Annotated in this window: 8 protein-coding genes; 4 read left to right on the forward strand and 4 right to left on the reverse strand. The window is 73.2% G+C overall.

The window, feature by feature from the left end; all coding sequences use genetic code 11:
* The first annotated feature begins 126 nt into the window (after positions 1-126).
* The 4 genes from WMF17_RS33820 to WMF17_RS33835 all read left to right on the forward strand — a co-directional run bounded on the left by WMF17_RS33820 (position 127) and on the right by WMF17_RS33835 (position 6,032).
* On the forward strand, positions 127-471 hold the full coding sequence (locus tag WMF17_RS33820) for a hypothetical protein (protein ID WP_437645153.1): 345 nt from the start codon (positions 127-129) through the stop codon (positions 469-471).
* Positions 472-590: 119 nt separating this feature from the next.
* Positions 591-1,637 (forward strand): YihY/virulence factor BrkB family protein, encoded by a 1,047-nt coding sequence (locus tag WMF17_RS33825; RefSeq protein WP_437645155.1) that lies wholly within the window; start codon positions 591-593, stop codon positions 1,635-1,637.
* Positions 1,638-1,842: 205 nt separating this feature from the next.
* Positions 1,843-3,792 (forward strand): ATP-binding protein, encoded by a 1,950-nt coding sequence (locus WMF17_RS33830; protein WP_437597384.1) that lies wholly within the window; start codon positions 1,843-1,845, stop codon positions 3,790-3,792.
* Positions 3,789-6,032, forward strand: a complete 2,244-nt coding sequence (locus WMF17_RS33835) for an ATP-binding protein (protein ID WP_437597385.1) — start codon at positions 3,789-3,791, stop codon at positions 6,030-6,032. The genes WMF17_RS33830 and WMF17_RS33835 overlap by 4 nt, the downstream gene beginning before the upstream one ends.
* A 261-nt stretch (positions 6,033-6,293) precedes the next feature.
* On the opposite strand, the gene WMF17_RS33840 is transcribed toward WMF17_RS33835, so the two are convergent.
* From WMF17_RS33840 to WMF17_RS33855, 4 genes are all read right to left on the reverse strand, one after another.
* Entirely contained in the window at positions 6,294-8,531 is a 2,238-nt protein-coding gene (locus WMF17_RS33840) for a DUF3160 domain-containing protein (protein ID WP_437645157.1), read from the reverse strand.
* Between the two features lie 95 nt (positions 8,532-8,626).
* Complete coding sequence (locus WMF17_RS33845) at positions 8,627-9,733, reverse strand: PAS domain S-box protein (protein ID WP_437645158.1); 1,107 nt, start codon at positions 9,731-9,733, stop codon at positions 8,627-8,629.
* A complete protein-coding gene (locus WMF17_RS33850; protein ID WP_437597388.1) occupies positions 9,730-10,137 on the reverse strand; it encodes a DUF7793 family protein in 408 nt (135 codons plus the stop codon). The genes WMF17_RS33845 and WMF17_RS33850 overlap by 4 nt, the downstream gene beginning before the upstream one ends.
* 267 nt (positions 10,138-10,404) lie before the next feature.
* Complete coding sequence (locus tag WMF17_RS33855; RefSeq protein ID WP_437645160.1) at positions 10,405-14,250, reverse strand: type I polyketide synthase; 3,846 nt, start codon at positions 14,248-14,250, stop codon at positions 10,405-10,407.
* Between the last annotated feature and the right edge of the window lie 112 nt (positions 14,251-14,362).

The following is a 14,362-nucleotide window of genomic DNA, read 5'->3' on the forward strand; positions in this document are numbered from 1 at the left end:
GGGCCCCGGTTTCCCTGGCGCACAGCGGCCCCCTGGCAGGCTCGGCCATGCGTGGGGCCACCGCCGCCGACGGCCGAGCCGTAGGCCCGGAGCGGCGCGGCGGCCCGCTCGGGCTATGCTCACGCGGTGCGCGAGCGTGAACCCCACCACCACGTGGAGATCGACCAGCAACGGCATATCGAGTACCGCGATCCCAGCGAGTTCGACCGGATCGCCTTCGCCATGCGCGCGCTGGACCGCCTCCGGCCAAAGCGGCTGACGGTGGCCGTCTACCCGGCCCTCGCCGCGCTCCGCATCGAGCGCGGGAAGAACCTGCAGCGCGGCGAGGGCGGCTCGTGGGCGATCGTCGGCATCCCACCGCACGCGAGCCGCGAGCACATCGCCTACGCCCTCGCCGAGCTCGCCGGCGTCGAGTCGGTGCCCTACGCGGTGCAGAGCCTCCTCGCCGCCGACAGGGACGCCGAGGCCTAGAGCCCAGGGGCACCAGCCCGCTGCTGCCGGAAGTTGCCACCATCCCGAGATCTCCGGAGCCGGGAGCGCGCGGCGGATGGTATTGCGCCCCGCACCAGGGAGAGCGACGCTCTGCCCCCGTGCCTGCTCCGATCCAGCGACACATCGAGCACCACCGCGCCGCAAAGGCGGTGTGGAGCGTCATCGTCAGCCTGGATCGCCACAACGGGCCGCGGGCCGCGAGCGCGATGGCCTTCGACGCGTTCCTCAGCCTGATCCCCCTCGCCGCCTTCGCCGGCTACGTGCTCAGCCGGACCATGGAGTGGTCGGACCTCGTGGCGCGGCCGCTCCTCCAGGCGGCGCCGCCGGAGGTCGCGAACCTCGTCTCGGAGGAGCTCCTCCGGCTCTCGCAGTCGTCGGCGGTCGCCCCGATCAGCATCACCGGCTTCCTCTGGATCATGTCCTCCGGGCTCTCGACCGCCATGGGCGTGTTCGACACGATCTACAACACGCGCGAGCGCCCCTGGTACGTGCGCAGGGCGATCGCGGCGGCGTGCGTGATGGCCAGCCTGGCCGTGGTGCCCGTGGTCGCCGGCATCGGCGTGCTGATCGGCTCGCTCTCGGGCTCGATCGGCGCCCGCATCGTCGCCTTCGCCCTCCCCGCGGGGCTCGTCACCTGCATGGTGGCCGCGTTCTTCAGGCTCGCCATCCAGCGCCCCAACATCGAGCGGCGCCGGGTCTTCCCGGGCGCGGTGCTCACCGTGGTGCTCTGGTCGGTCGTGTCGACCCTCTTCTCGCTCTACGTGACCACGCTCGGCCGCTACGCCACGTTCTACGGGAGCCTCGCGACCGTCGCGATCTTCCTGTTCTGGCTGTGGCTGCTGGCGCTGGCGCTGCTCATCGGCGGCGAGCTGAACGCGCGCCTGGAGCGCGAGCGCGCCGGGGTGCTGTCGGTCCCGCCCCCGGGCAAGTGGAGCGCGCTGGCGCTCTCGGAGCTGGCCCAGCTCTCCGACCTGGCCCAGGGCGAGACGCCGCTGCCCCAGAGCGAGACGCCGCTGCCCCAGAGCGCCACGCTGCCCCACGGCTCCACGATGCAGCGCCGCGACGGCCAGGGCGCGGGCGAAGCGGACGAAGGCGAAGAGCGCGGCGCCCCGAGCTCGCCGCCGCAGCAGCGGGCCGCGGGATAGCGCGGCGCGCCGGGAGGCCGCCGCCCCCGGCGGCCGCGCGCTGAAGGACGGACGGCCGCCGCCCGACGGCTCGGCTCGGCACGGGCGGTGAAAGCTCCGTCGATCGTTCGCCGCTCGGCGCTCACTCGGCGCGCATTCGCACGGTGGGTGCGCGCACTTCGCGCAGGGGGATGTCGAGGGCGGGCGTGAGGGGGAGCAGTCGAGCGTGCACGCGCACTACGGAGCGGGGGGTGACGGGGGCGGCAGCCGACGCGCCGCGCCTCTGCCAGGAGACGCCGGGCTGTACTTTCTGGGAGCGCTGCACGAGCTCGTCGCCGTCGGCCTGCACCGCCCGGCCCTCGAGGCGCTCTGCGCGGGGCAGCGCGACCTCGCGGAGCCCCCCATCGACCGCGCCTACCTGATCAAGATCCTCGACGAGGAAATCTCCCGCCAGTTCGGGCACCCGCTCCGGCCGCTCATCGAGCTCGTGCTCAACGCCGCCGACGCGGCCCGCGCGCCGCAGCCGCTCGTCGACGTCGCCGTCAACGACGGGCGCGTCGACGTCAGCGACACCGGCGCCGGCATGGGGCTCCGGGCAATCCTCTCACGGCTGCTCATCCCGTTCGCGACAGACAAGCGCCCCGGGATCGATCTCGGCCGGTTCGGGGTCGGGTTCTTCTCCGTGCTCGGGCTCGGGCTCTCGGACCCGGAGAGCTTCAGCCTGCACGTCACGACCGGCGACGGCATCGAGGGGTGGGCGATCCGCGTCGTGGCCTGGCCCAGCGCGGGCGACGCGGGCGACACCGGCGGCGCGCCCGAGCCCGCCCCCGAGGCGCCCGAGCGCGCCTGCGGCCGCGCGTCGCCCGAGCTCACCGCCGCGCTGATGTGCTCGGTGCGCCGGATCGCGCCGCTGCTCGGCACGCGCGTGCGCGTCACGTCGTCGCTGCTCGAGGCGAGCGCGGTCCGCGCCTACCTGCGCGACGCGCTCCACTTCTTCCCCGCGAGCCGCGCCCTCGTGCTGCTCGACGGCGCGGCCGTGAACGACGGCCGGCTGATCTCGGGCGGGCAGCTCATCCAGGAGCGGATCGCGCGCGCGCCGCAGGCCCCCGGCGACTGGGGCGCGTCTTCCGCCGGGGCAGACGACCCCGCCGCGGCGAGCGGCCCGCGCGCGCAGGAGGCGCGCGACGGCCTCGAGGAGGCGCGCGACGGCGCGCTCCTCGCGCGGTTCCACGTCGGCGGGCGAGGGCTGCTCCCGAGCATCTCGGCGGCCACCTTCCATGCGGGGGTCAAGATCGACGCCTGCCTCGCCCTGGCCGAGCTCGCGCTCATCGATTTCCCGGCCGCCGTGGAGCTGACCGAGGGGCGCGACGCGCTCAAGATCGGGCCGGAGTTCACCGCGGTCGCGACGGCGTTCTACCGGCGGCTCATCCAGCTCGCCGCGGCGAGCGGCGAGGGCCGGCGCACGCGCGACCGGCTCGCCGAGATGGCCGCGCAGATCAGCGCGCTCATGCTGCAATCCGCGGGCTGGGACGAGGTGGCCCTCGATCTCGCGCGCGCCCTGCTCGGCCCGGGGCGCTGCATGGTGACCCCCGAGCGGCGCGAGGCGCTGCTCGGGTTCCTCGGGCCGAGCGTCGCCGATCGGCTCTTCGTGCCGGAGAGCTTCTGGGCGGAGCGCGAGTGGCAGCCCCACCTCCCCGGCGAGCGCGAGCTCCTCGAGGACGAGCTCGATCTCGATCCGCCGGAGACGCTCGCGGCCCTCGCGCGGCGCCGCGGCGACCTCGCGGGGCTGCCGCTGATCCTCGCGCGCGCGGCGAGCCCTCACACGACCATGGTCGCCCTCTGCCGGAGCCGGCCCCAGACGGACCGCGGCGCGGGCACCGCGCCTCCGCGAGGGGCTCCGGGCGCGCCCCCGCTCCCCGACGCTGCGTGGCGGCGCCCGGCTGGACCGCTGCCGTGCCTCGGCACGCGCCGGGTCCTGCTCATCCGCGACGACAGCGCGGCGGTGCGGCGCCCCTCGGGCTGGTGCGACGGGTACGCGCTGAGGGCGGCCTTCGATCGGGCCTCCGGGGTGCGCGAGGCCGATCTCGAGCGCGATCTCATCGTCGGCGAACCCGTGGACGGGGTGGCCTGCGCCGCGCCCCGGCCCGGCGAAAGGACCTCCGGAGGCGAGCCATGACCCAGATCTCGTACGGGCTTTTCTCGGAGCTGCTCCTCGTGCGGATCCACGGGCGCGCCGAGGCCTACCTTCAGGCGAGCAGCGCGGAGCGCCTCGCGCTCGTCGCCGCCTGCCGCAGCGAGGCCACGGTGCCCGACCTCGCGCAGCGCATCCTCTCGCGCACCATCTACGCGCAGGCGTCGTCGCGGATCGGCCCGCTCCGCGAGCTGCTCCAGAACGCGCTCGACGCCTCGCCCCCCGGCGCTCGCATCGATGTCCGCTCGACCGAGGACGGGCGCGAGATCTCGGTCACCGACCAGGGCCGCGGCATGAGCCGGACCGAGCTCCTCGCCGACCTGCTCGTCCCCTTCCGGAGCGGCAAGGCGGGCGAGCCCGACGCGATCGGCGAGCACGGGATCGGCTTCTTCTCGGCGCTGGAGATCGCGCCCTGGATCGAGGTGGTCACGGCGACGCCCTCGGGCGGGCACCGGCTGCTCGTCGCGCCGCTCGGCGCAGGGCCGCCCTACGAGGACTTCTCGTGGACGCTCCTGTCCCTGCACCGCCCCTCGCCCGCGCCGCCGGACGACGGCGGCCCCGCGCGCGCCCCTGCGCCGCCGCGCCGCCCGACGACGGGCACCTCGGTGCGGCTCTCGCTCGCGCAGCCGATCTCGCGGCCGGCGCTCGCCGCGGAGGTCACCGCGGCGGTGGGGCTTGTCGACCCGGCCGCCGCGCGGATCTACGTCGACGGCGCGCTGGTCAACACGGCGCGGGCGCGCCTCCGCCGCGCCGCCGAGGCGCCGCTCCGGCTCCCGCCGTCGGGCGAGCTCTGCGGCGCGCTCGAGCTCCTCGTGGGCCGCGGCGACGGCATCGAACCGCAGCTCACGATCACCCAGAAGGGGCTCACCGTGGCGACGCGGATCGACCCCTTCCCCGGCCCCGAGCTCGGCCTGCACCGCGAGCTCGCGCGCGCGATCACGGCCGCCGGCTTCGGCCTGGTCGCGGAGCTGCCGCTCGGCGTGCCGCTCAACAAGGGCCGCTCGGCGGTCGCGGCGAGCGCGTCGACGGCGGTCGAGGCGGCGCTCGTGGCCGCGTTCGAGCGCTTCATCCTGCGCGACGCCCTGTATGACCGCGAGCTCCTGCGCGCTGTGGATCACCGGCTCTCGTCGGTGCTCGACCGGTTCGTGCACGCGGCGCTGCTCGGCGAGACCATCACGATCGCGTCGGTCCAGGGGGTGGACGAGCTCGATCCGGCCGCGCGCACCCCCACGGTGGCGGCCCCCGAGCAGGTCATCCGCTTCGCGAGCGGTCTGCTCGACGCGCCCCTCTTCCGGTCGCTCGTGGTCGAGGCCGGCCAGCGGCCTCCGGGCGCGGCGCTGTCCCCGCTCCTCGGCCAGCTCCACGTTCGCAGCGCGCCGCTCACGCTGCGCGAGCTGCTCCAGGCGCACCGGGCCGGCGTGCTCCGCCCGCTCGAGGCCGCCCCGCCGGGCCACGGCCGGAGCGCTGCCCGCTGGCCGCTCGGCGCCTCCGCCGCGGCGCCCGGGGCCGCCGCCGGCCGGGAGGCGCCCGGCGCGCGCCCCGGGGAGCTCGTGTATCTCGCGCTCGACGAGCCGCTCGCGCAGGCGTTCTGGCGGCGCCTCGCGAGCGAGGGCGCGGCCTCGCAGCCCCTGGAGGCCGCGGCGGCGGCGGCGCCTACCCGCGCGCCGGGCGCCGCGTCGTGCCCGATGCCCCGCACCTCGCGCGACGCGCTCCTGACGATCGCGGCCGAGGTGCCCGGCGTCCGCGCCGTGGCCGCGGCGATGACGGTCATCGAGCGGCTCGACGCGGCGATCTCCGAGTCGGCGGACCTGACGCCATCGCCGATCTGGGTGCACCAGGACCTCTACGGCCCCGACGAGATGGCGCACACCGACGGGAGCGGGATCAGCGTGAACCTCGCCTCGTCGCGGGTGCGGGCGCTGCTCACGGCGGTGCTGCTGCGGGACGACGCGGTCGCCTTCACCGCGCTCACCGATCTCCTGCTCCACGAGAAGACGCACGTCTCGCTGGCGAGCTACGTCCCGCGCCCCACGGCCGAGCACGGCACGAGCTTCTACCGCCGCAAGGACTGGATGCGCCGCCGCCTGCTCGCGGCGATCGCGAGCGGCGCGGTCGCCGACCCGATGCGCTGGCTCGCGGTGGCGCGGCGGGGGCTCGCGAGCGCGGCGCTGCCGGCGCCGGCGGAGCTCTCGCGCGCCTTCCAGTCGGCTGCAGCCGCGGCGTGAGGCGCGCTCGGAGCCGCGGTGGAGCGATGTGCGCTAAGCCACTGTGGCGGCGAATTCAGCTCGACCCGGGGGCTATCCGGGGAAGCCCCGGGGTCGGGTGAATTGAAGCTCAAACCTGGAGGCCGATACCGGCGGCGACACGCCGGACGTGGCTGCACGGCAAACCATGATCACGCTGACGCACAGGCGCGTCGCCTGGCACAGAACGGCACACATTTCAGAGGGGCCAGCTCGCGCCGGAGTGGCCCCTGAACCGCGACATCAGCGGGAGACGAGGTCCTTCATCCAGGCGACGTCGCCGGGCGTCGTCTCCAGGATGTCGCCGGCCCACGCCTCGTCGGTCATGCGCTCGAAGTTCTCGGTGATCTTCTCGAAGTACGACGAGGCGAGCCCCACGAACGCGCGCGGCGTGCCGCAGGGATCGGCGGTGACGACCATGAGCCGCGGCAGGCCGGTGCCCACGTGCAGCACGCGTCCGACCGGGGCCCCGACCTCGTCGGTGGGCTGGGTGTGCACGTCGGCGATCGTCGGGTCCTGGGTCACGCTCTCGAGGACGTCGAAGAAGAGCTGGGCGTACCAGCCCTCGGCGCCCTCCGGCGAGCCGCAGCCCATCTGGACACGGACCGCCTGGTTGATGAAGGCGAGGTGCTCCTCGGTGAGGGGCAGCCCGGCGCGCTCGTTCGCGGCCATCTCGCCGAGCGTCCGCGCGACGCTGTGCAGCCGCGCGAAGTACGCCGGCAGCCGCTCCGTGAGCCACGACGCGCCCGATAGATCGAGCGACTCGACGACGCGGCCGCCGTGCTCGGCCAGCTCGGCGATGCGCGCGTAGAACGCCGGGTACGGGTCGACGTAGGCGTCCGGGAAGTCGCACGTGGTGCCGCCCGTGTACGACTGCTTGGCGTAGAGCAGGGTGTCGTGCCGGAGCTCGGCCCAGGAGGCGAGCTGCGTGTTGAGCAGGCGCCGGCCCCACGCCTCGGTCTTGGCCACCTCGGGGAGCCCCGCGGCGTCGGCGAGCGCCCGCGCCGGCGACAGCTCCCGCAGCGCGCCGAGCCAGCGGTTGTAGAGGTTCTTGCTCCAGAACTCGCCCGGGTGCGCGTCGACGAGCACGCGCATCATGTGCAGGTCGGGCGCGTAGGGGAACTGCCCGAGCTCGGGCGCGAGCAAGAGCCCCGCCTGATCGTTGCCGAGCGCGGCGAAGCCCACGTCGAGCGGGTTCGGCATCATGCGCTTGACGGCGCCGCCCTTCACCCGGTCGTAGACCACGTTCGAGAAGACGTGCGAGTCGACGACGTACCGCTGGCCGAGCAGCGCGAAGCTCGACGACAGGGGCATCGTGCCCTTGTCGAGGCCGTTGATCATGATGTGGCTCGAGATCCGCTGCGTCCCGTGGCCCTTCTTCATCACGACCTCGACGATCGTGTCGTCCGGGACGCCGGCGAGGCCGGCGGCGTCGCTGAGGCCGAGATCCGCGAGCAGCACGTCGAGCTCGGGGAGCGTCATGTAGTCGCTCTCGCCGACGAAGGCCTGGATCGCGTCGTCGATGCGCGTGTAGCGGGCGAGGGTCTCCTCCTCGGCGAGGGCGCGCAGCACGTACGCGCCCTCGAGCTGGCGCCGCTGGAAGACCTGCTTGCCGTCCTCCTGGGTCTCGAGGAAGCGGAAGTCCACGCGGCCGAGCCACATCATGCTGCGGAAGTAGCGCCCGAGCTCGGGCGTGTCGGTGTAGTGGCCGCGGGGCTCGAACTGCGAGAAGTCCATGAGCCGGTCGGAGCCGAAGAGGCGCACCGCGCCCATGCCCTGGTGGGCCTTCGCGCCCTCCACGAGCTCGTCGATCTTCGCGGCGTCGGCGCCCGCGACGGGCGCGACGGGCGCGTCGCTCAAGAGCGCGAGCGCCACGGCCGTGTAGAGGTCCGCGTCGGCGCGCGCCTCGGCGCCGAGATCGCCGCCTCCGCCCGCGGCGAGCCGCGCGCGCATCTCGGCGAGCATCGTCGCGAGCTCGGGGGCGAGCGAGGCGAGCTCCACTTGCTTCAGGATCGCGTCGTACGAGCGGTGGACCGCGTACAGGATGGAGTCGGCGGACACGTAGAGCGGCAGGTCGAGGGCGTAGATGCTCTCGTAGCCGTAGACGAAGGTCGGGAAGCTCTTCTTCTCCGAGATGACGAAGCCGTTCGCGGACAGCTTCGCGAGCTCGTCCGCGTCGAGCCGGAGCGTGGAGCCCTGGAGGAGCGACAGGCGGTCGGCGTCCGCCGGCGCGTAGGACAGGCCCGAGGCGAAGGCGACGCGGTACTTCGAGGCGAAGCCCTCGGCGGTCATGCTCGCCGAGGCCTCCCGCTCGGCGAGCAGCGCGCTGAGCTCCGCCTGCTGCTCGGGCCCGAGCGGCGCCGGCGGCTGCTCCGATTGCGTGCCGCCGGTGCCGGACGGCGGGCGGCCCTCGATGGAGCAGCCGCCGGCGAGGGCGAGGAGGAGCGGGACGATGGAAAAGTGAAGGAGCGTCCTGGGCATCGTGTTTCCCTTTCGGAGCGCGCCTCTCCGGAGGCGCGGCGAGCCCGACATGGGCAAGGACGATGCCGGGCTCGCCGTCGCGGCCACGTCGCCTGTCAGGTCAAGCCGGGTTTCTGGAGCTGCTTCATGGCGTATCCAATGCCTGTCTGCAGCGAGCCGAACGTGTAGATGCCACCGAGGTTGAACTCGAGCTCCATGAGCGCCACGGCGACCTCCGGCCGGATGCCGGTCAGCACCACCTGCGCGCCGAGGAGCTTGACCGCCTTCACCGAGTTGACGATGCCCTGCACCGCCCGCGCATCGATCTTCCGCACGCCGGTGATATCGATGATGACGATCCGCGCCTCCCGCGCCACGACGCCGTTCAGCAGCGTCTCCATGATCTGGACCGAGCGGCGATCGTCCACGGAGCCGATCACCGGCATGGCCAGGATCTGATCCGCGATCGGCATGAGCGGCGTCGAGAGCTCCTCGAGCAGGAGCGCCTGGGTCGCCACCACCTGCTCAAGGCGCTGGCGCTCCTCCTCCTCGAGGCGCTTGCGCTCGGTGAGATCTCGCGCGACGCAGACGAGCCCCTGGCTCTCCCCGACGCTGTCGGTGATGATGGAGGTCGAGAGAGAGACAGCGGCGATCTCCCCTGTCTTCTTCTGGAACGCCGTCTCCTCGATCAGGACGCTGCTCTCGTCATCGCCCATGACGCAGGGGAACGCGGCCGGAAAGATGCTGCTCGCAGGCGCGCCCACGAGCTCCTCTGCGGCGTAGGCCGACAGGCGGCACGCCGCCGCGTTCACGCTGGTGATGGTGCCCGCCTTGTCCACGACGACGAGCAGATCGCTCATCGACTGGAGAATGTTATCGACGTACTCCCTGGACACCACCCTGGAGGAGAGCTCCTCGGCCACCATGTTCAGGCCGAGCGCCAGCGCGTCCCAGGAGTCGCCTCGCTCGCTGATCTCCGCTCGCTTCGAGAAGTCGAACGACACGATGGAGTTGAGCATCACCATGATGTCGTTGAGCCGGCGCTCCAGCCGCTCCTCCCTCGCTCGCCGCTCGAGCACCTCCTCCACCAGCGCCTCGGCGGCGCGATTCGCCAGGTCGAAGCTTGCTCCGCCTGGGACCGCGCCCTCCGCTGCGCTCGCCCCGAGGAGGATCGAGCAGAGCTCGGCAACACGAGAGTCGGTCGACTGCTCTCCTTCGCTCACGAACGGAACCCTTTCAACCACTCGACCGCGGCCACCTCGTCGGAAAAAATCCTGGACGGGTTGGCGCGTCGTCCGTTGATCGCGCTGTAGACCGCGAGCCAGATGTTCGCGATCGTCGTGCTCAAGGGCGAGTCGGTCAGCATCGCCAGAGCAGGCCAGCTCGCGATCGATTCGGGGCCCCCGTAGTAGGATCGGGCGTCGCGGTCAATCGCCTTCACCTTGGTGAGATCGACGAGCGCGGGCCGCCGCCCGCCGTCTCCGATCGCGCTGATACCGGCGATGACCTCTCGGGCGATCTGGAGCGTCTGATGGGTCCCGGGCGTGAACTCGACCCGAATAATTCCGTTCACCTCGTCGAGCCAGATCTTGCCGGACGAGAAGGTTACCACCGCACTGTTGTCCACCCTATTCTCCTCACACCGGCTGTCCGCTCGCGGAGACCATCCGGCCGCGAACACACCAGAACGGCCGCGCTGTACAGGTACTCTATAAACTTCTACCGAAAGTCTACCGGACAGAATAGCGTTTCATTGTAGACACATTTGGACGAGCAGCATAGCTGCACGCCCGAGCAGACGTGGAGCGGAGGATCACAGGAGCGCTCCATGTACTCCGCTCAGCCTGTTGTGCGCGGCGCGGCCACCCGGGCCCCGCGCGCCTCACCGTGGTCCTCAGGGGCGGATGTCCGCGGCGAGCAGGCGCTCCCGGAGCCGCTCTGCCAGGACCCTGACGTGCGGCTCCCGGAGCATCGTGTGATGAGATCCCGGTACTTCATCGATCTCGATCGGTCGTGACGAGATCCCAGCCATGGGCTGATAGAGAGTCCCGTAGGGCTCGGTCGCCGGGCCGAAGGGGCCGGGCGGCGGCTGCTCCGCTGCCCGGAAATAGACGACACGACCACCATAACAGGGCATCACGTAGGAGCGCGCGGCCCGCCCATGAGCCACCCCGAGCCGCTTGACCGCGGCGGCAAAGCCCGGCACCACGCCGCGCGCTGCGCCGAGGACGAGCTCCGTCAGCTCGCCCTCGTCGAGCCGGCAAAGCTCGTCGTACGCCATCCCGGGGCGGGCCATCCTCGCGGACTCGACGAGCTGCCACAGCCGGCGCTCAGGGCTGCTCGGGCTCGAGATGTAGCCATCGATCATGGCCAGGAGCGCGACGCGCTCACCGCACCTCACGAGCTGGTGGGCCATCTCGAACGCAACGAGCCCGCCGAGCGACCAGCCGCCGAGCAGATAGGGGCCCGCCGGCTTCACGGCCCGGATGGCCTCGATATAACGCGCGGCCATGTCCTCGATCCGCTCGTCGGGCGCGGCGCCGTCGTCCAGCCCACTCGCCTGGAGGCCGTAGAAGGGCCGCTCCGTCCCCAGGTGGCGAGCGAGCTCGGTGTAGCAGAGCACCGGCCCGCCGAACGGGTGGACGCAGAAGAACGGCGATCCCTCGCCGCCGGGCCGGATCGCGACGAGCGGCGACCTTCGCGGCGCGCCGCCGTCCTCGGGCGCGCGCTCGCCGCCCGGCGGCGCGGGCAAGCTCAGAGAGTCCAGCGCGCGCTCGGCGAGCGCCGCGACGGTCGGATGCTCGAGCAGCAGGTGGATCGGCAGCTTGACCTTGAAGCCCAGCTCGATCCGGTCGCGGAGCTCCAGGCTCATCAGCGAGTCGAGCCCGAGATCGAGCAGGCTCGCGCCCGGCGCGATCTTCCCCGGATCGCCGAGCCCCAGCGTCTGCGCGGCGGAGGTCTGCAGCCACCCCTCCATCGCCCGTCGGCGCTCGCCGGCCGGGGCCGCCCTGAGGCGCTCGACCAGGGCGACCGCCGCCGCGCCGCCCGCGTCCGGCTCGGGGGCGGGCGCGCCGCCGGACGCGCGCGGCGCGGCCGTGATGTCCGGCGCCTCCGGTCGCTCGCGCTCGATCCAGTGCCGCGTCCGCTGCCAGGCAACCGTCGGCAGCGAGACGCAGCGCCCTCCAGCCGGATAGAGGCGCTTCCACTCGACGGCATGGCCGTGCGCGTGGAGCGCGCCGAGCGACTGCTGCAGGCACCACCGCGCCGGGAATCCTCGCCGCAACGAGAAGGCCGCATGGGCCTCCGCCCCCCGCGCGGAGAAGCACCGCTGGAGGTGGCCGGAGAGGACGGGGTGCGGGCCGACCTCGAGGAAGATCCGGTACCCCGCGGCCAGCGCGGCGTCGACGGCGCCCGCGAACCGCACCGGCTCTCTCATGTTCCTCGCCCAGTACGCCGGATCGAGCTCGCTCCCCGCGACCGGCGCGGCGGTCACCGAGCTGAACAGGGGCAGCGCCGCCCTCCGCGGAGAGAGCCCGGAGAGCGCGATCTCGAGCTCGCGATCCAGCGGCGCCATCTGCGCGCTGTGGAACGCGTGGCTCACCGGTAGCAGGCGGCAGTCCACCCCGTCCTCGCGCAGGCGGCGCAGCACGGCCGAGAGCGCCTCCTCCTCGCCGGCCAGCACGGCCGAGCGCGGATCGTTGACGGCCGCGATGGTGAGACGATCGCCCGAGCCCTCGAGGACACGCGCCGCCTCCTCGGCCGGCACCGAGACGAGGGCCATCTTCCCGCGGCCCTTCGTCCGCTGCATCAGGCGCCCGCGCAGCACCACCAGCCGGACGGCCTCCTCCAGGCTCAGGACGCCCGCGAGGTGCGCGGCCGCGACCTCGCCGACGCTGTGCCCGACGACCGCGCCGGGCCGGATGTCCAGGGACCGCCAGAGCTCGGTCATCGCCACCTGGACGGCGAGGAGCGCCGGCTGGGCCACCTCCGTCTCCTGCAGGCGCGAGGTCGCCTCGGGCGCATCGAGCTCGCCCAGGAGCGACCAGCCCGCGTGGCGCCGCACGAGCGCGTCGCAGGCCTCGAGCGCGGCGCGGTAGCTCGGCTCCTCCGCGAAGAGCTCCCGGTGCATGCCGAACCACTGCGATCCCTGCCCCGAGAACACGAAGACCACGCTGGCCCGCGCTCCCGGCTCGGCGACGCCCCGGGTCGCCCCCGGAGGCGCCTGTCCCTCGACGCAAGCGTCGAGGGACGCCGCGAGCTCCTCCCGGGAGCTCCCCACCACGGCCAGGCGGTGGTTGTGGTGGCTCCGCCGGACGCTCGCCGTGTAGGCGATGTCCGCGAGGCGCGGAGACGCGCCGGTGACCGGCTCGCGCAGGAGATCCCGGAACGCCCGTGCCGCCGCGAGGAGCGCCTCCGGGCTCCTCGCCGAGAGCGGCAAGAGCACGACCGGCGCCTCGCCCGCAGAGGCGGCGGTGCTCGGCGGCGCCTCCTCCAGGATCACATGCGCGTTGGTCCCGCTCAGGCCGAACGCGCTCACGCCGGCGAGGCGCGCGGCGCCGCCCGCCTTCCACGCGAGCTTGCGCGTGGGGATGACGAGCGACGTGCCCTCCAGCTTGATGCGCGGGTTGAGCGCCCTGAAGTGAAGGTTCGCCGGGATGGCGCCGTGCTGGAGGGCGAGCACGGCCTTGATCAACCCCGCCACGCCGGCGGCCGACTCGAGGTGACCGATGTTCGTCTTCACCGCCCCGAGGACACACCCGGCCTCCGTCGCACGCGGCCTCCCCACGACCTGCGCGAGCGCCTCGATCTCGATCGGATCCCCCAGCGACGTCCCCGTCCCGTGCGTCTCGACGTAACCGATCTCCGAGGCCTGCACGCCGGCGTTCTCCAGGGCCTGCTTCAGCATCGATTGCTGGGAGAGGACGTTGGGAGCGGTCATCCCCGTGGAGCGGCCGTCCTGGTTGACCGCCGAGCCCCGGATGACGGCGCAGATGGGATCGCCGTCGGCCTGCGCGTCGGAGAGCCGCTTCAGGAGCACGAGCCCGCACCCCTCGCCGCGAACGAAGCCGCTCGCCTCCGCGTCGAAGACCTTGCATCGGCCGTCCGGCGAGAGCGCCCCTGTCGTCGAGATGAGCCGCATCATCACGGGCGACAGGATGACGTTGACCCCGCCCGAGAGGGCGAGCGAGCACTCGCCGCTCCGCAAGCTCTGGCACGCGAGGTGAATCGCGACGAGCGACGACGAGCACGCCGTATCGACGGTCAGGCTCGGCCCCTGGAGGCCGAGCGTGTAGGACAGCCTGCCTGAAGGGAAAGAGAAGAAGTTGCCCGTCATGGCGTGGACGTCCTGCGCGCCGGGATCAAACGCGCCGCACAGGTGGGCGTAATCGTTGGTGCTCATGCCCAGGAACACGCCCGTGCGGGTCCCCACGAGCCGCTCCGGGACCTGCCCGCCGCGCTCCAGGGCCTCCCAGGCCACCTCGAGCAGGAGGCGCTGCTGCGGATCCATGGCCATCGCCTCCCGGGGCGAGATGCCGAAGAAGCGCGCGTCGAACAGGTCGACCTCCCGGAGGAAGGCGCCCCAGCGGACCGCGCGCGCCCGCGGATCCGGGGCCTCGTCGGGCGCCGGGTCGAGGCGCCACCGCTCGGCGGGGATCTCCGTGACCGCGTCCACGCCGTCCTCGAGCAGCCGCCAGTAGGCCTCCGGCGTCGACGCGCCGCCCGGGAACCGGCACGCCATGCCGATGACGGCGATCGGCTCGGACCTGGCGCGCGCGAGGGCGTCTCGCTCGGCTCGGAGCTCCCGGATGGTGGCGATCGCTTGCCGTAAACGAGCCTCGTAATCTGTCACC

Origin of the sequence: Sorangium sp. So ce362, assembly GCF_051519845.1 — a bacterium.
GTDB lineage: Bacteria > Myxococcota_A > Polyangia > Polyangiales > Polyangiaceae > Sorangium.

What these genes read in the sequence shown, in the direction of transcription:
- WMF17_RS33835 (WP_437597385.1), top strand. Translation starts at nt 3,789, where the DNA reads ATGACCCAGATCTCGTACGGGCTTTTCTCGGAGCTGCTCCTCGTGCGG.
- WMF17_RS33840 (WP_437645157.1), bottom strand. Translation starts at nt 8,531, where the DNA reads ATGCCCAGGACGCTCCTTCACTTTTCCATCGTCCCGCTCCTCCTCGCC.
- WMF17_RS33855 (WP_437645160.1), bottom strand. Translation starts at nt 14,250, where the DNA reads ATGGCGTGCCGGTTCCCGGGCGGCGCGTCGACGCCGGAGGCCTACTGG.